At 55.4% G+C, this 19,241-nt stretch carries 12 protein-coding genes; 8 read left to right on the top strand and 4 right to left on the bottom strand.

What is annotated here, in order from left to right:
• Window positions 1-56: 56 nt before the first annotated feature.
• Together B5D61_RS15620 and B5D61_RS15615 are read left to right on the top strand one after the other, a co-directional pair.
• A complete protein-coding gene (locus tag B5D61_RS15620) occupies window positions 57-971 on the top strand; it encodes a DUF58 domain-containing protein (RefSeq protein WP_078814342.1) in 915 nt (304 codons plus the stop codon).
• A 20-nt stretch (window positions 972-991) separates the two neighbouring features.
• Window positions 992-2,833 (top strand): VWA domain-containing protein, encoded by a 1,842-nt coding sequence (locus B5D61_RS15615; protein WP_078814341.1) that lies wholly within the window; start codon window positions 992-994, stop codon window positions 2,831-2,833.
• A gap of 125 nt (window positions 2,834-2,958) precedes the next feature.
• Here the strand turns inward: B5D61_RS15615 and B5D61_RS15610 are convergent, their stop codons facing one another.
• On the bottom strand, window positions 2,959-4,086 hold the full coding sequence (locus tag B5D61_RS15610; RefSeq protein ID WP_078814401.1) for an Lrp/AsnC family transcriptional regulator: 1,128 nt from the start codon (window positions 4,084-4,086) through the stop codon (window positions 2,959-2,961).
• 216 nt (window positions 4,087-4,302) lie between these two features.
• Between B5D61_RS15610 and B5D61_RS15605 the strand changes: the two genes are divergently transcribed.
• A complete protein-coding gene (locus tag B5D61_RS15605; protein ID WP_078814340.1) occupies window positions 4,303-5,541 on the top strand; it encodes a nucleoside permease in 1,239 nt (412 codons plus the stop codon).
• Between the two features lie 526 nt (window positions 5,542-6,067).
• Here the strand turns inward: B5D61_RS15605 and B5D61_RS15600 are convergent.
• The 3 genes from B5D61_RS15600 to B5D61_RS27205 all read right to left on the bottom strand — a co-directional run bounded on the left by B5D61_RS15600 (window position 6,068) and on the right by B5D61_RS27205 (window position 8,587).
• Window positions 6,068-6,592: a hypothetical protein gene (locus B5D61_RS15600; RefSeq protein WP_078814339.1), complete on the bottom strand. Its 525-nt coding sequence runs from the start codon at window positions 6,590-6,592 to the stop codon at window positions 6,068-6,070.
• Between the two features lie 1,195 nt (window positions 6,593-7,787).
• Window positions 7,788-8,090: an SMI1/KNR4 family protein gene (locus tag B5D61_RS15590; protein WP_078814337.1), complete on the bottom strand. Its 303-nt coding sequence runs from the start codon at window positions 8,088-8,090 to the stop codon at window positions 7,788-7,790.
• An 83-nt stretch (window positions 8,091-8,173) separates the two neighbouring features.
• On the bottom strand, window positions 8,174-8,587 hold the full coding sequence (locus B5D61_RS27205; RefSeq protein ID WP_078814336.1) for a DUF4304 domain-containing protein: 414 nt from the start codon (window positions 8,585-8,587) through the stop codon (window positions 8,174-8,176).
• A gap of 954 nt (window positions 8,588-9,541) precedes the next feature.
• On the opposite strand from B5D61_RS27205, the gene B5D61_RS15575 reads away from it, so the two are divergent.
• From B5D61_RS15575 to B5D61_RS15550, 5 genes are all read left to right on the top strand, one after another.
• Window positions 9,542-10,711 carry an outer membrane protein assembly factor BamB family protein gene (locus B5D61_RS15575; RefSeq protein WP_176159467.1) on the top strand — a complete coding sequence of 390 codons (1,170 nt, stop codon included), beginning with the start codon at window positions 9,542-9,544 and terminating at the stop codon, window positions 10,709-10,711.
• Window positions 10,712-10,784: 73 nt separating this feature from the next.
• On the top strand, window positions 10,785-12,509 hold the full coding sequence (locus B5D61_RS15570; RefSeq protein ID WP_078814333.1) for an FAD-dependent oxidoreductase: 1,725 nt from the start codon (window positions 10,785-10,787) through the stop codon (window positions 12,507-12,509).
• A 58-nt stretch (window positions 12,510-12,567) separates the two neighbouring features.
• Entirely contained in the window at window positions 12,568-16,095 is a 3,528-nt protein-coding gene (locus tag B5D61_RS26670; protein WP_217698991.1) for an FAD-dependent oxidoreductase, read from the top strand.
• A gap of 30 nt (window positions 16,096-16,125) precedes the next feature.
• On the top strand, window positions 16,126-17,613 hold the full coding sequence (locus tag B5D61_RS15555) for a right-handed parallel beta-helix repeat-containing protein (protein WP_078814332.1): 1,488 nt from the start codon (window positions 16,126-16,128) through the stop codon (window positions 17,611-17,613).
• A 20-nt stretch (window positions 17,614-17,633) separates the two neighbouring features.
• Window positions 17,634-19,097, top strand: a complete 1,464-nt coding sequence (locus tag B5D61_RS15550) for a glycoside hydrolase family protein (protein WP_139373292.1) — start codon at window positions 17,634-17,636, stop codon at window positions 19,095-19,097.
• Window positions 19,098-19,241 lie beyond the last annotated feature (144 nt).

The raw sequence follows: 19,241 nt of genomic DNA, 5'->3' as shown, positions 1-19,241 counted from the left end.
GCGGGGGACTGGTATTTGATTGAACACGGCCCAGCCAAAGCTATAAAGCACTCTCCATGACCCCTGAAACTCTCGCCCGCGATGATCTGTTTGATGCGGTGTTTCTGGATCGGTTACGGTCTTTGGCCGTTCGTCTCCGCAAGCGGCGGATGCTAAGCCGTAGAGGAGCGCAATCGACCCCGGCTACGGGTTTCACCCGAGAGTTCAAGGATTACCGCCACTACACGCCCCGTGAGGATTATCGGGCCATTGATTGGCGCTTGTATGCACGGCTCGATAAGCTCTTCGTGCGGCTTTATGAAGAGACGCAGGAGCTGAATCTGCACATCCTGGTGGATACGAGCGGCTCCATGGCAGAGCCTTATGGCGAGAAGAGGAGGCAGGCTCTGCGTTTTGCGGTGGCTCTGGCTTACCTGGGCCTCGCGGGGCAGCAGCGGGTGAGCTTTTATTCCATCGGGGATACGGTCCATCAGCAGCTGCCTCCTTTGCGAGGACAGGGAAACATCGATAAGGTGATCCAGGCGGCTACCCGCTTGCAATATGGCGGACTCACGGACCTGGAGCGGAGTTTTACCGAGTTTCGCCCCACGCGGCAGCGCTATGGGGTGATCTTTGTGATTTCTGACTTCTTTGGACGAGATGTAAACACGGCTTCAGAGGCGGTGAAGCGCGCCGCGGCTTGGCCTGGGGAATGTCACTTTGTTCAGATCTTGCATCCCGAGGAGCGGCAGCCCAGTCTGGAAGGAGAAGTGGAACTGGCAGAGGTCGAGACTGGAGAACGGCGACGTTTCTGGCTAACTCGACGCGACGTGCAACGCTACGTGGAGACCTTCGATGCTTTTTGTGATGAGCTAGCCCGGGAATGTGCCAGTCATCGCATAGATTTCGTGCAGTGTGGTGCCGAGGAACCGTTTGAAGATCGGTTCCTCGATCTGTTGAACCATGGGTCGGCCTTGGCGGGTGGAGTGTAAAAAGGAGTTTGATCTGACCCATGCACTTCCTTTCTCCCCAACTGCTGCATCTGGCTTGGCTCGCGTTGATCCCGCTGGCGTTGTATCTCTTTCGCAAGAAGGCGCGGCGGGTTCCGGTGTCCACGTTACTCTTTTTCCGCTCGTTATCTCGCGAGCATCAGGAGTCGGCTTGGCTCCGCAAGGTGAAGAAGTGGCTGTCGTTAGCGCTGACATTGTTGGTGGTCCTGCTGGCGGTGCTGGCTCTATCGCGTCCGGTAGAGCAGGGGGATGCGGATTCCCCTGGTGCGGTCATTGTCGTGGTGGATCGCTCCGCTTCCATGGATGCTCAAGATGGGGCAGGACAGACGCGGGTGGAGGAGGCGCAGAAGGTCATGGCTCAGCGGCTGAGGCAGTTGCCTGAGCAGGTGGTGATCTCTCTGGTGGCTTACGATGCCAAGGCCCAGGTGGTGCTTTCACGAAACCGGAATCGCCGAGAGTGCCTGAGGTTATTGGCAGAGATCCAGCCGCAACCGATGGAAGAGCATGCGGATGAAGCCGTCACGGTCGTGCGACGATTGGCTGCTCTGGAAAAGGAAACCCAGGTCTGGCATGTGGGGGATACCGCGTGGTCCGATACCGAAGGGCTTAACTATGAGTTCATCAATGTCGCTTTGCCTGAGGTGGTGAATGTCGGCATCACCAGCTTTCAGATCCGACAGGCACCGCTCTCGCATGACCGTTATGAGGGCTTCCTGAAGGTGTCTGCGGCGACCGCTAATCCTGCGGTGGTCACAACGACGATGGAGATCACAGTCGCGGGACGTTTAGCGCAACTCCGTGAACTGGAGCTGAAGCCCGGTGAGGCAAGTGCGCTCATGTTGCCATTGGAGGGGATTCGTGGTCAGCGGGTGGAAATCCGTCTGAAGACTCCAGGTGATCAACTCGGCTGGGATGATGCCGTGGCGGCACCTCTGCCGAAGGCTCGCCCACTGGTGGTGGCGTGGGTGGCTGAGAAGCCTGATCCGTTTACCGAACTGGCTTTGACCTCGATGATTGAGGCGGGGCGCATCGAGATGCTGCGCGGCACGCCATCTTCTTGGCCCATGAAGGATCAGCCGGATGTCTATGTCTTTGAGCACTGGTTGCCCGACACATGGCCGACGGAGCGCCCTGTGATTGCTCTCAACCCGGTGAAAAGCGCAGGGCCGATCAAGCTAAAGCCGCTGCCTGGCCTGGGGTTGCCGCATGACAGCGTGCGCAGTGTGATGCCAGATCATCCCGTGCTGTATCGTGTGTCGCCCACGCGCCTAGCCGTCACCCAAACTTCACTTCTGAATCTGGAGACCTCGTTTGAACCTCTGTGGATGGCGGGAGCAGAGCCCGTGCTCGCTGCCGGAGAGGTGAATGGCCAGCGAGTGGTGGTGTCGGCTTTTTCCCCGTCGCGATCCGAGCAATTGGCACTTCTGCCTGCCTTTCCCCTGATGCTGGGGAATGCTCTTTATTGGGCCGCTGAGGAGCGCAGCTCGACCTTGGGGCTGACGGTGCTGCACCCTGGGGATTTGCTGGAAGAAACCGGCTTGGTCCAGTGGACCGAATGGGATGGCGTGCAGTTCACGGAGACTTCCGAATCCATTCCTGCGGGGCTGCTACCCATTCATCGGCTTGGCGCTTGGCAAACCGCCGATGGCCGTGTGGGAACCAGTCTGCTGGCCTCAGCTCAAGAAACCAATTTGCCAGCTCGATCCAAGGATGCCGTGACCGGTTCTCTGCCCAAGCTCAAGGGCTCTGGCGGTGTGAGCAATTGGCCGCGATTCCTGATCTGGGGTCTGCTCGGCACCTTGCTTCTCGAGAGCTTTTTATTTCATCGCAAGGCGGTGTTTTGAGCGGTGCCTGACAATGAAATCTCGCGAGGATTTTTTGTTAGAAAGAGCGCATTAGCAAACATCCCTTTCACCACAGAGGGAGAAAGGGATGTAACGAGGATTGCTCAATCAATGTCAGTGCAGGACTAGACCACAGGTCCTTCCACGCCAGCCCACTTCTGGTGCCATTCGCGATAGACGATGGGGCTGATCTCGCTGGGCTTGATCTCACTGCGACCGCCCCAGAAGACGTTGGTGTATTCCACTGGGATGCCGATGGAGGCCAGGTGGGCATCAATGGCTTCCTTGTGTTTCATGATCAGGTCTTTGTCGGTGCCGTGCACCACGCCCATGATATTGACGTTGCCAAAACGAGGACCTCCCTCGCGCCAGTAGCAGTGGGTCATGATGGTATGGCGGCCTACTTCGCCACCGCCACGCTCCTGCATGCCATCGGGCACTTTCCAGTGGAAAAGGCCGTTGAAGCGGGTCACCCGCACGCCGGCCTGGCTGGGCTTGACGTGTTCCAGGAAGGTGGAGAAGCGACCGATGACGCCTTTCTTATCGAGGTTCTTGGCCACTTCACAGAAGCGCTCCAGCGTGGTGCCTGCCGCTTCCGCACGACCTGCCCAAGGTTCAGGGCCGACTTCTTCCGCCGAGAGTTCGCCTTTGAGATGCAGAAGCACGTTCCACTCCTCTTCATCCATATCGGCGATGTTAGTGGTCATCATCTTGGCGGGTTCATCCGCTTTTTCGCCGGGCTCCATCGTCTTACGGCGCACGTGACCGACGCCGAGGGCAAAGATGCCGTGGGCAGGCATGAGCAGGTATTCTTCCGCACCTGTGAGGCGTTTGAGCACATCGGCATGCTCACGCATGTCGGTGCCTTGGGGGGTCTTCAGAGTGGTCCAGAGTTTGTAGTCACTGCCACTGACCTCACGGTCGGTGGAGCGCAGCACCACGTGACCACTGAAGGGGTCCTGCTTGAACATGAAGTCAAAGGCCGCATCCAGCTTGTCGTTCGGCACTTTCCAGGCCACCAAGGCACCTTCAGCCAGCTTGTTGGCCAGCAAAGTCTGGCGGACGCGACGGATCACGCCGCCTTTCAGCATGGCGCGGATGCGTTCGACGACCGTTTCGAAGGGCACGCCGCTTTCCTCGGCAATGAACTGGAACGGGTGCCGGTGAAATCCTTTCACCCGGTCCTCACTGACCGCCAGGATGCGGGCATTGATTTCCTCGGTATGTTCGATGGGGGTAGTTTCGGCGGTCATGTTTAAAAAAGGATCGGAAAGCATGGCGTATCGGTCAGACAATACGCAGGTGGGGCGCGACTGTTAGCCCGGAGTGCGGGAATGACAAGAGCGGCGTGCTCTTTGCCAAACTGGTCCAAGGGTGACGGCAATGAAAACGGAAATGCTTTGCCAGGAATCCTGTCTTGCCAGCGTTGGTTCAGCTTCCTACTCTGCTGCGCTTTCCCTCCTTATTCTATGAAATCCCCCGCTGCCAAGAAGCTATTCGTCATGATGGTCCTGGAGTTCTTCATCTGGGGGGCGTGGTTGCCGCTGATTTGGGGCTACATGGGCAAGGATGGTTTGGCTTTTTCAGAAACTCAAATCACCTGGGTTGGAACTGCCTTCGTGATTGCCTCGTTTTTGGGAATCTTCTTCAGCAACCAATTTGCCGACCGGAATTTCGCTGCGGAGAAGTTCATGGCGTTTAGCCATCTGGTCGGTGGCCTGGCGATTTTAGGCATGTATTGGGTGAAGGATTTCCCCACCTTCTTTGGATTGATGCTTTTGCATTCGATTCTCTACGTGCCGACCATTTCGGTTTCTAACTCCATTGCCTTCACTCACCTGAAGGATGCTCAGAAAGAGTTCGGCCTGGTCAGAATGGGGGGGACGATCGGATGGATGCTCGCAGCTTGGCCGCTCTATTTTGTGCTTGAGGGAAAAGCTGGAGCTGAGGCCGTCGCGGCGAGCCGCAACATTTTCCTCGTCTCAGGGATCGCGTCTTTAGTGCTGGCGGTTTACAGCCTGGGCTTGCCTCACACTCCACCGAAGCCTGCGGCGAAGGGTGAAGGCAGCTTCGCTTGGTTGCGTGCAGTTACTTTTCTGAAGAAGCCGTTTATCCTGGTGTTGTTCATCGTCACCTTTATCGACTCGACGATTCACAACGGTTACTTCTTGATGGCTGGAGGTTTCCTGGGCAGTTCGACGGTCGGCATTGAGGCCAAGTGGATCATGCCGGTGATGAGCATCGGGCAGGTGGCTGAAATCTTGACGATGGCGATGTTGGGCTGGTTCCTTTCCCGCATGGGCTGGAAAACGACCATGATCTTAGGCGTTCTCGGTCATGCCGCACGCTTCGCCGTCTTTGCCTTCATGCCCCAGAATCAGACCATGATCATCGCCGTTCAGGTCTTACACGGAATCTGCTACGCGTTCTTTTTTGCCACCCTCTACATCTTCATTGATGCCGCGTTCCCGAAAGACGTTCGCTCCAGTGCTCAAGGACTCTTCAACCTGCTGGTGCTCGGTGTGGGCGATCTCGCTGCCAAATTGGTTTTCATTCCTCTTCAGGGCCATCTGACTACGGACGGTGTGGTGAACTACAAAGAGCTTTTCTTGTGGCCCACTGGCATGTCTCTGGCCGCAGCACTGCTCCTTCTGTTCGCCTTCTGGCCGCCGAAGGATCTGGATGCTCCGGCGGAGGTGTCGCACTGATGCCCTGCGCACGGACCTGACTTTTGAAAACCGGTGGTTCTAGGCCACCGGTTTTTCTTTTTCAGCCCGTGGTATCGAGCAACGCACGCTCGGTCGTGTTCGGCAAGGAAGCCGACTTACCGCGAGAGGAGCGTGGGCACTCCTGCCCGCACCATCTTCTTCGCGGCTTCGCCGCCATTTGGAGATGGCGGACAAAGTGTCCGCGCTCCTCTCCATGCGCTTCCTGGATGGTTGTAAATCATTGAAGAGTTTGAAGACATCACCGAAGAGCGAAACCCGAATCAAACAGGCTGAAGTCACGCTAGTTTTTCTTGGCCATCGCTAGTTTTTTTCGAACCATGGCTACCTTTCGGAACAACTAGCCATGATTTCAGAAAAGCACGCTAGTTTCTGAAAAAACTAGCCATGTCTGGCAAAAACTAGCCTGGATTTCAGACAACGGGCCCTGATTCCAGGAAAGCATGCCCATGGCCGGAAAAACCTGCCCAACCCCGCCAAAACGAGCCAGGATGCCAGACATCTGGCATCATGACGCGGGGCATTGGAGGGCTTCATCATCAATGATGGTCACGAAGGGTGCATGGTCACTCAGGTAAGCGTGAATCTGTGCGTCCGTCACACTCTCCGGGAGGCCTATCGACAGGGCGCGTCCAGATTGCGGATAAAGCACCAGCAGGCGGAGACGATGGCCGTCGCTCAGGGACTCCATGAGCGAGTAGCCACGGAGTTGGTCATAGCGCAGTTGACGCTCTTGGGTCTCATCCCGCACCGAAAAGTCATCGGAACGAAGTTCAATCTCCTGCGTCGAAACCTGAAGACGTTGGGGATAGGAGACGGCCAATCCGAAGAACCCTCCGAAAATGGTGCCCAGCAAGGGCGCTGTCGGCCAGTGCCAACCGCCGGTCAGGACGCGGATGGCAAGGGTGCCGAGGAGTGCTCCACCGAATGCGCCCAAGGCCGTCACCGCCAGCATGATCGGGGCGGTGATTCTGGGCTGGTTCCAAAACCGTTCTCGGGCTTGGATGGTTTCTATGGGCTCACGCCAATGCATGGGTGGGTGAGGTGTTTGATGATCGAGGGCAGACGACAGCGAGCGGCGAAACGTCGATGACACGACCGGTGCCATACGAGTCATTGACTACATCTGTTTTGTTCGCCTTTGTGTTAGGTCTGTTGGTTGTTCCAACTTTCATGGTGTGATGTGCAAACTCGGCAAAACGTCCGTCGGGGATCAACCGGGTAAAAGGGCAAGCCATTACTTATCCAAGCCTTCTTACACAATGAGATGAGCATTCCCTCCGACGTGTATGGCGGATTAACAATCCACGAGCGAGGGACAAAATAGTGAACGGCCTTGCTGCCAACACCCGAGTCCGTCCAACCGTGCCGCTCCTGGTGCCATATGGGAGTGAACGTTCGGCTCTTAGTCCCAAATAGCCTCTTCCTCGTCACGGTGTAGTGACTGCCATCGGCATCCCCTCGATATTCGGTGATCTGCGTGGTCAACCAGTCGGCATCTAGCGACTCAAGTAGCTCCTGGGGACTGCCTGATGTGCTGCCGTCACTCAGCGTGACCTCCCAAGGCTCACAAAACTCGGTATAGTGGCGTAACAGTGATCCTAATGTAGAGTGATCTAACAGTGAGAATCGTTGTTGCTCAATCTTGGGCCCTTCTCGGTGTGAACGAACTCGCGGGCCTCCCTCACAGCAGCCTGGAAACATGCGGGATAGTCTGTCAAAGAAGACTTCCTTCCTCTGTGGCGAACGCCACCATTCTCGGTCTTCAGCCGTAATGGCATGAATCACTTTCCTGATCTTAGCCTTAGTGAGGGTCTCAGCGGCTCCGGTAACTCTCCCTCGCACATACGTATGAAGTGCATCCGGTAGCTGGTCATCAAGATACCGCTGGAACTCCGAGGTGTATAGGTCGGGATACAATATAAATCGATCTGTCAGCCACTCTCCCTGTCGCTCATATAGCCAGTTCCATTCTTCCTGCGAGGCACTGTCCATCAGTGTATCAATGCGCACAGACGCTTCTCTTCGAGTCATCGTTGCTGCCTCACTGATGCCCATATAGGAGAGGTAGGCTACCTGCTTCGGACTGGCTGGCAGATCGGACATCGGAAATGGAATTTTAGGTGAACATCAAAGATGAGTCGAGGAGGCAAATGGCGCGGAGCGTGCGAAACCACAATCTATGACAGCTACCGAAGTTGTCACTAGCTCCTTGTCAGATTCAGTTTTCATTTTTCGATTCGTTGGGCTATTTCGGACCAAGACTCGGCAATCTTTTGGGCGTCCTCGGGTGACATGCCAATGAATGGGATCATATAAACCGCCCCCGTTTTATCGAACGCTAACATCTCGCCTCCGCCATCGCTGCCGAATCCGATAAATCCGGGGGCATATTCGGAGACTTGATAATCGAGGTTCCACTGCTGGATTTCATTTTCAGGCCAGAGCTGGAAATAGCCGGGAGCACCGTCTGTGAAGGCGAATTCAGCTCCACCTGTTCTTCGATACGCAATTAGAGCTTCCGGAATCATCGTTCGATTTTGCCTAACGTGGAGTGGTAGAAACGGCGAGATCAAGCTCCGATTCAAGAAGGGGCATTATCGCCATTTGCCACTCACGACTTGATAGCTGCTCTTCTTTGGTGTTCGAACCACCAGGGCTCACCTTGGGACTCGATGAGCGCAACAACTTCATGTGCTGCCTTCACTGCATCAACGGTCTCCACACAGAACCAGTGATCATTCACTCCTCGATCAGGTGACGACCCGAGTCGTAAGCGAATTCTGGTCTGATTGGTGCGAAGCTTCTTGGGCTCCGTATCCTTGTAGATTGCGACATTCGATTTATCTTGGTCCACGAATGAGATCTCACAGACGTAACTGTGGCCACTCGACCTGAATTGAAAAGTCAGCAAATCGATATGACCACCACGATCTCGAAAGAAATTGGGGTAACTTCCCTTAAAGCCACGAACCCGAAGGTCGGGAACCACGACTGATTTGAGAGCTTCGTCTGCTGCGGATCGCATGATTATTTTTGGCTATCGACTTAGTTCACCCACGGGCGGGTGAAAACGCGGCTGCTAACACGGGCGAACGCCCGTTGGGTGCAGCGCCTTGGTCGCCCGCGTTGGATTCAGAGCCCGCATATACTATTGCCCCATACACGTTTGCTACACATTGGGGCAACTGCCATATATCAAATCAGTTATTGAATTGGATTGGTCCCTAACAGGGGGAAGCCATGTCGATATGTTTGGCGTCCCTCCCCATTGCCTCGTTCGCTTAGCTTCGTCAGGAGATAAGGAAGTCCCGCCGATTCCTGAGTCTCATGGCCTGTAGATTCGCTATGACAATGGATGTGTAACCCCTGTATTTCTTGGTCGCGAAAATGAGTCAATCCAATGTTCTCGTTTTGGTATTGGTCCTGAAGCTCAAAATAATCCAGCGGGACTTTCTCGTGAAACTTTAGGAGAATCTCCACTAGAGACGCGGAGCACGATTTCAGATATTTTTGACGGTGGTTATCAAGGACTTGAAGGATTGGTATCATTGGATGGAGATGTGGCAAGTCGGGCGAACAGTGTGATTAGTGTGCCGCAATATCGGTTTGAATTGATTGTCATCGGTTCCTTTCCGGCCATGAACGAGAGGTGAGCACCGTTAAATCAAGGATTGAAGGAGGCCTGATGCTTTGAGTCATTGCTTTAAACTCTTCATCATTCGGTCTTCAGAATGAACTGATGACTGACTGTAAAATATCCATGGCTTGAAAACGTTGCAAATAATTCTTATGATTAAATGCATATAAATGGAGTCAACGGAGACTGGATCACGCCATCACGGATGGACCCCGAATGAAAAATGAGGACAGAGAGTCCGTGTTGTCCTCTTATGATGCTCAAAACGGCGGCGAGGAACGTTGGGATTTCATCGACCCATCTTTTATGCCATGAATGAAGTCTCGAACCGTATTTCTCTTCATGAATCCAGTGTTTGCTTTTCTCGTCTCGGCCTCTCTCTCGGTGATTCCCATGCAACAGGCGGTGGGGCAGGTGGCTGGCGATTGGGTTTTCACTCGTGGCAATGAGTCCATGACGGGGGTGTCTCCCCAGGAACTGCGGTTTCCTCTAGAACTCGCGTGGGAGTTTAAGCTGCAGGACAAACCCAAGGGGCAGGCGGAGATGCTGGTCAGCAGTGCGGTGGTCAAGGCGGGGAAAGTCTATGCGGGGTGCAAAGATGGGCAGTTCTATGCGATTGATCTGAAGACGGGCCAGAAAGTCTGGGAAACCACGGCGAAAGGGGCCTTTGACGGGGCTGCTTCCTTTGCGGGTGATCTGGTCGTGGCGGGTTGCCAGGATGGGTTCGTGTATGCCTGGAATGCGGAGACGGGTCAAGAAGCCTGGAAGTTTGAAACGGAGGCTGAGATTCATGCGGCGGCCAACACCTGGACCGATCCCCAAACGGGCGTGCAGAAAATCCTCATCGGCAGCTATGACTACAAGGTCTATTGCCTGGATGCCAAGACGGGGAAAAGTGACTGGGCGGCGGAGACGGGCTACTACATCAATGGCGGCGCTGCGGTGGGCGAGGGCGTGGTGGTCTTTGGCGGCTGTGACAGTGTGCTGCACGTTCACGACGTGACGAATGGCGAAGAAAAGCGTCAGATCGAAGTGGGGGCCTACATCGGTAACAACGTGGCGATTGCCGATGGGGTGGTCTATGTGTCTCACTATGGCAATCGTGTGAGCGCCTACAGTCTCAACGATGGAGCCAAGATCTGGGAATACGGTGAGCGTGAGTTTGAGTTTTATGCTGGCCCTGCTATTTGGGAAAAGGGTGTCTACGTGGGAGGCCGGGATAAGCGCTTCCATGCGATTGATCGTGTCACCGGTGAGCAGCTCTGGGAGTATCGCTGCCGGGATCGCATCGACAGCAGTGCGGTGATCTGTGCCGGTAAAGCAGCGGTTTTCGGCTGCGATGATGGCTATGTATATGCGCTCGATTTGAAGGACGGGAAGGAGCTGTGGTCCTACGAGATCGGGGCGGCGGTGAAGACATCGCCTGCGGTTGCCGGTGACTATGTGCTCGTCGGTGCGGATGATGGGGTGCTTTACGCCTTTAAAAACGCGGCAGCTCCAGCAGCCCCCTGAGAGAAACTTGCACTGGTTGGTGGGATTGACCAGTTAGTTGAGGGTTGGGGTGGTCGTTTAGAATAGCTCCACCATGATGCGTTTCTTCCATCGCCAGTTTCATTGTCGTTTTGCCCTCTTGAGTTGTTTGGGGCTTGGTTTTGCGAGTGCCCAAGCTGCCGTTATTGAATCCGAGGTGTGTGTGTATGGTGGCACCAGCGGTGGTGTCGCGGCGGCCGTTCAGGCGGCTCGTATGGGGAAAAGCACCGTGATTGCCGAACCGGGGAAGCATCTCGGTGGCATGACTTCGGGGGGCTTGAGTGCGGTGGATATCGGCGATCCTCGCAGTGTCGGTGGCATCGCTCGTGAATACTTCACCCAACTCGCCGCAACAGTGGGCGTGGTGCTGGCCTGGGATAAACCCTTCGTCGCGAAAGGCGGTGGCCCAGCCACAGGTGGCGCCTATGCCATCGAGCCTCATAAGGCCGAAGGCGTCTTTGATGCGATGGCACGCGAGGCGGGAGTGAAGGTGCACTTTAAAGCACGTCTCGCACGGGCTGTGAAGGATGGCGCGCGCATCACCGAGATTGTGACGGAGGATGGCACCGTTTTCCGCGCGAAGATGTTTATCGATGCCACCTATGAAGGCGATCTGATGGCGAAGGCAGGGGTGAGCTACTCCCTGATGAGAGAAGGCAATGCGAAGTATGGCGAGACCTACAACGGCATCTATTATGATGAGAAGTATCGTCCTCGCACGGGGCATCTCATGCCAGGAGAAACGGGGCGTGTGACGGGTGGACAAGGCGTGTGGGATCGTGACTTCCCCCTCGATCCTTATGTGATCAAAGGCGATCCCAAGAGCGGGCTTTTGCCTTTGATTCAGGAGGGTGAACCTGGAACTCCTGGAGAGGCTGCCCCTGGCGTGCAGGCTTACTGCTACCGTCTCTGCTTAACCACCGATCCTGCAAATAGCATTCCGATTGCTCCACCACCGGGTTACGATCCAAAGCGATATGAAATCGTGGTGCGTTTCATCGAGGCTTGTTTGGCCAACGGGGACGATATGGATTTGCGCTGGTTTTCCAAATACGATGCCTTGCCTAACCAGAAATGGGATTTCAACACGGCGACCTTTGGTGGCAATCTGCCGGGAGCCAGCCATGAATGGCCTGAGGCGACTTACGCGCGACGGGATGAAATTGCCAAAGAGCACGAGAACTATCATCGGGGCCTTCTGCATTTCCTCGCCACCGACTCACGTGTGCCTGAGAAAGTGCGCCAAGACATGAAGCGCTTTGGTTTGCCCAAGGACGAATTCAAAGATACCGGCGGCTGGCCACATCAGATCTATGTCCGTGAGGCACGACGCATGGTCAGTGACCTTGTGCTGACAGAACATCATACGTTCGGTCGAGAAGTTGCCCCTAAACCGATTAGCCTCGGCAGCTATGGCACCGATACGCATGAGATCCGCCGCATTGTCAAAGACGGCGTCGTGATCCGTGAGGGCAAGACTGCGGGTGGGCGAGGTGGTTTTGGTCCGTATCACATTGGCTATGACTGCATCGTGCCCAAGCAGGCCGAGTGCGACAACCTTCTGGTCACATTTGCTCTGAGCTGTAGCCACACGGCTTTTAGCAGCCTGCGCATGGAGCCGGTCTTTATGGTCACGAGCCAAAGCGCCGCCACGGCTGCGGTGATGGCGATTGAGGATCAGACGCCGATTCAAAAAGTGGACTATGCAAAACTGCGCCAGCGTCTGGATCAGGATGGCCAAGTCCTCGAGTGGAAGCACGGTAACAGCGGTGCTCACTGAAGGCTTCACGGAATCGCTTCGGCACTGCACGGATACCAACCTTTTGTTAACTCGAACCATGTTTCGTTTTTCTACGCTTTTCGTTACGGCCTTAGGGCTTATAGCGGGTCATCTCACGGGGGCTGATCATCCGCTCCTTGTGGATCTTTCTAAAGACACCTCTCGCCACGTCATCGTCGCCCAAGGCACCCCTGAGATCTATCAGGGACATCCTACGACCGTCCTACTCCCCGATGGCAAAACCATGTATTGCGTCTGGACCTATGGACACGGTGGTGGTTGTGGACCGATGAAACGCAGTGAAGATGGCGGCCAGACCTGGAGTGAGCTGCTGCCCGTGCCGGAGAACTGGGCCACGACACGCAACTGTCCCGCCCTTTATTGGCTGACCGATCCCCAGGGCGTCTCACGTCTCTTTGTGTTTGCGGGGCAGGGACCAGGAGGCACACGCCATCCCGACAACGGCGGCATGCATCAGGCCTACTCTCTGGATCAGGGGAAAACCTGGACGGAGATGAAAGCGAATGGCCTCGACTGTGTGATGCCCTTTTGCACCATCACGCCCGTGGATGGCGGTAAGCGCTTGATTGGTCTATCCAATATCCGTCGTCCAGGGGAAACGAAGGACCCGAGGTCAAACATCGTCACGCAGAGTGAATCGCTGGATGGCGGCCTGACCTGGAGTCCCTGGCGTGTGCTGGTGGACCTCGGCGACCTCAAGCCTTGTGAACCCGAAGTGGTGCGTTCACCCGATGGCAAACAACTCCTCTGTCTGATCCGTGAAAACATCCGCACGCACGGCAGTCACTTCATCACCAGTGATGATGAAGGTCGCACCTGGTCCGATGTGAAAACATTACCTCCCGGCCTGCATGGGGATCGCCACAAAGCCAAGTATGCTCCCGATGGGCGATTGGTGGTGACCTTCCGCGATATGGGGGCCAGCAGCCCTACCCGTAACCACTTCGTGGCTTGGGTGGGACGTTATGAGGATATCATCTCAGGTAAGGATGGTGAATACAAAATCAAGCTGCTGCACAGCCATGCTCGTAGCGATTGCGGTTATCCAGGTTTGGAAGTGCTGCCCGATGGCACCTTCGTAGCCACCACCTACGTCAAATATCGTGAAGGCCCAGATAAGCACTCCGTGGTGAGCACTCGCTTCCAGCTCAAGGAGACGGATGCGATGGAGAAAACAACCGGCATTTCACAAGCGAAGGTGGCTGGCATTCTATTGGATGACGATCAAGCTCGGTATGAGGGCCAATGGATCACTGGGGGCAGTAAGATCGGCTTTCTCACGGGCACCGGATATCAAGCCACCACTCAAGACGGCAGCGCCACCTTTACGCCAGATATTCCTGCTGATGGGCGTTACGAAGTGCGGTTACTCTATGTGGCTTCCTCGAACCGCAGCAGCAAGGTGGAGATCCTGATTCAAGATGCCCAAGGTGAAAAGAAGGTGACCTTGAACCAACGTGAGGAGTGCTTGGAAGAAGGCATTCCTCATTCGCTCGGGGTGTTCGAGTTCGTTAAAGGCAAAAAGGCGACCATTCGCATCTTGTCCAAGGCGAAGAGTGGTTATGCGGTTGTGGATGGTTTACAGATCGTTCCTGAAGCCGAGGCCAAGGTGGAACGTAACACCCGTGCGGATGCAGGTTTTTCGCTTCAGTCATCCACATCCGTGCAGCCACCGGTTGAGGTTAAGATCCCTGCACCGATGCTGCTGAAATCTGCAGCGGCTCCCGATGTGGTGAATGGTCAAAGCTACGACCTCGTGGTGATTGGCGGAACACCGGGAGGTATCGCCACAGCCGTGCGCGCGGCACGGGAAGGCTTGAGCGTGTTGCTGGTCAATCACACACAGCATTTGGGCGGCTTCATCACCAGTGGTGCCGGTGGTTGGGAGGCTCCGTATGATGGTCTCCGGTCTCCACTCTACGCGGAGATGCTGCGAGGTATCTCGACCTACTATCGGGAGACCTATGGTGAGAAATCGCCTCAATATTTGGCTTCCATGCCCAGTGCCACTAGCCGAGCACATATTGATCGTCCGAAGGTGGAGCCTCGGATTGCGGAGATGCTTTTCAATCAGATGGTTGAGAAGGAAAAAAATCTCACCGTTTTGTTAGGTCACATTGTGACTCAGGCCGAGCGTGAAGGGAGTTTGCTCAAAAGTGTGACACTCCAAGCCTTGCATGGGAACGGCAAAGACGTGGTGAAGGTCAGGGCGAAGATCTTTGCCGATGGCATGTATGAAGGCGATCTCATTGCGGCCGCTGGCGTGAAATCTCAGATTGGCCGTGAGGCTCGCAGCCAGTACAATGAACCTCATGCGGGCGTCATTTACACCGCAGAACGTGAAAAGGCTCCAGGTCAACGCGGCTTCCCCAAAGATGCCGATGAAGGCCGCCTCAACATTCGTTACAACAGTCATGCCACAGCCGAGATCCTAGAGGGACCTGATAGTGGTGAAGCCGATGGCTCAGTGATGGCTTATAACTACCGGCTTATCCTCACTCGCGATCCAGCGAATAGGATCATGGTGACCAAGCCTGCCAACTACGACGACGCTATGGCTAAATCAGCGGGTGGGGGTGGTTTTGTGCCGAATCTTCCCAACGGTAAAGTCGCTTGGAATGGTGGCCGTCTTATCGGTCCGCAGAATGACTATCCAGCGGCGGATTGGCCCACGCGTGAGGCCATTTCCAAGCGTTACCTGGAGGCCATGCTCATGCGCCTGTGGTGGATGCAGAACGATCCTGAGGCATCGGAGAAAGAGCGCAAACAGTTCGCGGGTTACGGTCTGGCGGCCGACGAGTTCCCCGACAACCATCACGTGCCCTATGAAATCTATGTGCGCGAGGCTCGGCGCTTAGTTGGGCGCTCTGTCTTTACAGAGCATGACAATAAAGTCGCGGACGGCATCGGCCGGACTCCCATTCATGCGGACAGCATTGCTATCACGGATTGGCCCGTGGATTCGGTGGCCTGCCTGGATCGCAGCGTGCCAGGGGGGCATGACGATGGCATCTTTTTCCTTGCGGAAGAAAGCCGTCCGGCGCAGGTGCCCTACCGTTGTTTGTTGGCTCAGGAGGTGGATAATCTGTTAGTGCCGGTGCCCTTGTCCGCCTCGCATGTGGGCTGGGGTTCCATTCGCCTGGAACCTGTGTGGATGCAGGCGGGAGAGGCGGCGGGTTTTGCTGCGGCCCTAGCCACGCAAAACAGCACAACGCCCGCGAAGCTCGATCCCGATCTGCTCATGCGTAAGCTCGCTTCCAGCCATGTGATGATCAGCTTCTTCAATGATGTGGATGTCACTTCGGACGATCCGCGTGTAGCAGCCGCTCAGTATTTTGGCACCCAGGGTTTCTTTTCCACCTATGATGCCCGACTCGATGCACCTTTGAGTGAGGCGCTGAAGACCGTGTGGTTGGAAGGATTCGAAAGCCTGAAACAGGGATCATTGGATCCGATGGTTCTTGCTCGAAAAGTTCACGCCGCTGAAAAGCAAACCGCCGCAGCGAATTCCGAAACACGGGGTGACTTTTTGGCGGGTTTGTGGCGCTCGCTGGCGAAACGTTAATCTCAAGTTTCACGTTCCATTCTTCACCTCATGTCTCGATTCTTGTCTCTCGCTCTACTCTGCACGGGCATCACCCAGGTTTTATGGTCGCAGTCATCGCTTGCGGCTTCTGCCCCTGTATCGCCCGGGTTTGAACTGCGCGTTCCTGCTCCAGGTCCGGATGTGATTGCGGATACCCTTTTACAGCAAGCTATTGATCAAGTGGCTGCTGCCGGTGGTGGTGTGGTCTTGCTTGGGGCAGGGGACTTTAAACTGTCCCGTCACGCCGATGATGAAACCGTGGTCATCAAGAGTAACATCACTCTGCGTGGGCAAGGGTATGCCACTCACATCTATCTTGATCCCACCACTCCGCCTAACGAACTGCGTTATTTTCCCATGAGGATCGGCACGGCGAGTGTGCCTTCTCACAATGTGGTGATCGAAAACCTACGTTATACCGGAAATGATAAAGCCATCGGGGGAGGTTCCATCATGGGGTTCAATGCTCGGTTGGATGAAAAGGAATCGCTGCTGCTATCCTGCGACAACATCACCGTGCGCCATTGCTGGATCTATGACGCCAAACAGGCGGTAGGTTGCACGAAGGCGGCCACAGCGATGTATCTGGTCAAGCATGTCATTCCGGCCGAGGAAGCTAAAGCCGCCTCGGAGGACCCTGAAAAAGTGCGCACGGGTTACTTTGATGCCGACCGAATGGCCACGCAGTTCAAAAACTGGCAGGTGCACAACAACTACATCGAGACCTGTGGCAACAAAGCGATCGAGCTTGCCGAGTGCAACGGCGGCCTCATCGCGGACAACTATATTGTCAATGTGGTGGATGGACCGCAGGTGATCTTTGGCAGTCGCAACGTGCAGATCCGCGACAATATCGTCCATTTCACCCGAACGGGCATCAATATCACCGAAGGCTCCCATCACATCCGAGTCAGCGGCAACCATGTGGAGCCGATGCCAGAGGTGTCGAAGAAAGCGGTTTTGCCTTGTCTGCTCTTCCGTACGGAGCCGCTACCTCTACATTCAAGAATCAGCGATGTCGTGGTCACAGGGAATGTTTTTCGCAACCAGCATACCGCAGGTAAATGCACGGCACGCTTCGTGACCCGCCCGGAAGCGCTCTCGTGCGTGTATGAGGGCATTACCCTCACAGGCAATGTTTTCGATGGAGATGTCCAGTTTTACGATGTGCGCACCGCTGGGAGGACCACCGTCCAGGATATCATCTTTGCAGACAATGTCTGCGAAGGAGCGTTGCTCTCCGAACCTCAGGAGGCGATGACTTCGACCCATATCGTGGTGAGAGGAAACATGCTGCGCCAACCTGGACCCACGACCTTGAACGCAAGTCACTGGATTTGGACCGGCAACACTCATGTCAACGGCACGCTCGAAATCGCTCCGGGTGCTAAGTCCAACATTATCCGTGACAACGTCACAGCTTCCGCCATCACCGACAAGGGTTTGGAGACCGTCTTGACGGGCAACCTGGTGATGAAGAAAGTCCAAGCTCAATAAACTTCATACCCCTATCCACCATGAACTTTCCAATGGGTCTTGCAGGCTTGCTGCTGACAGTCTCTCCCTTTTTGAATGCGCAGTCCCCGGCCCAGCCGTTGCGCCATTTGTTTCTCGATCCGGCGTTCATCGCGAAGGCCGAAAACGCCACGCTGCATGTGAATGCCGCTCAGCAGCGTGAAACCGTTATTCGGGCGGATAAGCCCTGGGAGCAATTGATGATCAGTCTGTTTCTCACCGTCCTGGACGATGGGGACAAGCTGCGCATGTGGTACATCTGTCGCGACAAGAAGAATGTGCCCAATGTGGCCTATGCGGAGTCCACCGATGGGGTGAACTGGATCAAGCCGAATCTCGGTATCGTGGAGCATGAGGGCAGCAAGGATAACAACCTCGTTGGTCTGAGTTCTCTCGAAGGAACGGTCTTTCGTGATGAACGTGCCCCGCCGCAGAAGCGTTACAACTACATCACGCATCATTGGGAAAAAGACGGTGGTATGCTGCGCTTTCATTCCCCCGATGGCCTGCATTGGACACGGGATGAGAACGTCTTGTTGAAGTTCGGCGCCGATAGTCAGGCCGTCACGTTTTGGGATGAACGTGTGGGCAAATACGCCCTTTATTTGCGTGCTTGGGAAACCCGGGCGGATAAAAAGCGCTATCGCACGGTGGTGCGTGCTGAGTTGTCCGATCTGGACACCCCCTTGCCTAACCAACCTTCCGATAAAACGCTCTACCTTTGGGGCAAAGAGAAACCGCCAGTGATCGGGGATGACTTTCCCACAGTGTTGGAAACCGATGAGATTGATCCACCCAACAGTGATGTTTACAACATCTCCGCCCAGCCCTATCCGCTCGACCCGCGTTGGTACATCGGCTTTCCTTCCTTTTTCCAGCGTGAGAAAAGCCCCAGTGATGGTCGGCTCGATGTGCAGTTCATCGGCAGTCGGGATGGCTATCACTGGCATCGCTATGATCGTTCACCCTATGCACGCCCAGGCCTCGCAGGAAGTGAGAGTGCCAACATGGTTTTCATGGGACCATGGCTGGTGATGCGTGGCGAAGAGATCTGGCAATACGGCACCGGTTTTCGCTCTCGACATGGCGATAAAAAAGCACGCGAGATCCAAACTGACGGCGTTATCTTTCGTTATGTTCAACGTGTCGATGGCTTTGTCTCGCTCGACTTCGCTCCTGGCGGCGGCAGCGCCTTGACCCAGCGGGTGAAAGTGGATGGAACGAACCTCGCTCTCAATCTGGATACCGCCGTTTTCGGTCATTTGCAGGTCGGCCTGACCGATGCCGAGGGCAAGAGCCTGGAAGGCTTTGGACTCGAAGACTCCGAAACCCTACGCACCAACGCCACGCAGGCTGTGGTGAAATGGAAAAGCGGTTCTAATTTAAGTGCGATCAAGGGCCGTGAGGTTCGTGTCACGTTCAAAGGCGAACGCGCCAAGCTGTTCAGCTTCTACTTCACGGAGTGAGTGGGATTATGCCGATGACAGTGAGAAACGTTATCCTCACTCCCAAGATCCACATGAATGGTGCAATCTCGCCGGTGATGTCTCGACCCGGCCTATGATGGACGATCTGAAACAATGGCTGCCGAAGCACAATGCCGCACCAAT

Origin of the sequence: Prosthecobacter debontii, assembly GCF_900167535.1 — a bacterium.
In the GTDB taxonomy this organism is placed as follows: domain Bacteria; phylum Verrucomicrobiota; class Verrucomicrobiia; order Verrucomicrobiales; family Verrucomicrobiaceae; genus Prosthecobacter; species Prosthecobacter debontii.
Note: the sequence above shows the minus strand (reverse complement) of the source record. Positions and strands in the feature narration are given on the sequence as shown.

Excerpts from the sequence above, each read along its gene's own strand:
- B5D61_RS15620 (WP_078814342.1), top strand. The coding sequence starts at position 57 with ATGACCCCTGAAACTCTCGCCCGCGATGATCTGTTTGATGCGGTGTTT.
- B5D61_RS15615 (WP_078814341.1), top strand. The coding sequence starts at position 992 with ATGCACTTCCTTTCTCCCCAACTGCTGCATCTGGCTTGGCTCGCGTTG.
- B5D61_RS15610 (WP_078814401.1), bottom strand. The coding sequence starts at position 4,086 with ATGACCGCCGAAACTACCCCCATCGAACATACCGAGGAAATCAATGCC.
- B5D61_RS15605 (WP_078814340.1), top strand. The coding sequence starts at position 4,303 with ATGAAATCCCCCGCTGCCAAGAAGCTATTCGTCATGATGGTCCTGGAG.
- B5D61_RS15600 (WP_078814339.1), bottom strand. The coding sequence starts at position 6,592 with ATGCATTGGCGTGAGCCCATAGAAACCATCCAAGCCCGAGAACGGTTT.
- B5D61_RS15590 (WP_078814337.1), bottom strand. The coding sequence starts at position 8,090 with ATGATTCCGGAAGCTCTAATTGCGTATCGAAGAACAGGTGGAGCTGAA.
- B5D61_RS27205 (WP_078814336.1), bottom strand. The coding sequence starts at position 8,587 with ATGCGATCCGCAGCAGACGAAGCTCTCAAATCAGTCGTGGTTCCCGAC.
- B5D61_RS15575 (WP_176159467.1), top strand. The coding sequence starts at position 9,542 with ATGAATCCAGTGTTTGCTTTTCTCGTCTCGGCCTCTCTCTCGGTGATT.
- B5D61_RS15570 (WP_078814333.1), top strand. The coding sequence starts at position 10,785 with ATGATGCGTTTCTTCCATCGCCAGTTTCATTGTCGTTTTGCCCTCTTG.
- B5D61_RS26670 (WP_217698991.1), top strand. The coding sequence starts at position 12,568 with ATGTTTCGTTTTTCTACGCTTTTCGTTACGGCCTTAGGGCTTATAGCG.
- B5D61_RS15555 (WP_078814332.1), top strand. The coding sequence starts at position 16,126 with ATGTCTCGATTCTTGTCTCTCGCTCTACTCTGCACGGGCATCACCCAG.
- B5D61_RS15550 (WP_139373292.1), top strand. The coding sequence starts at position 17,634 with ATGAACTTTCCAATGGGTCTTGCAGGCTTGCTGCTGACAGTCTCTCCC.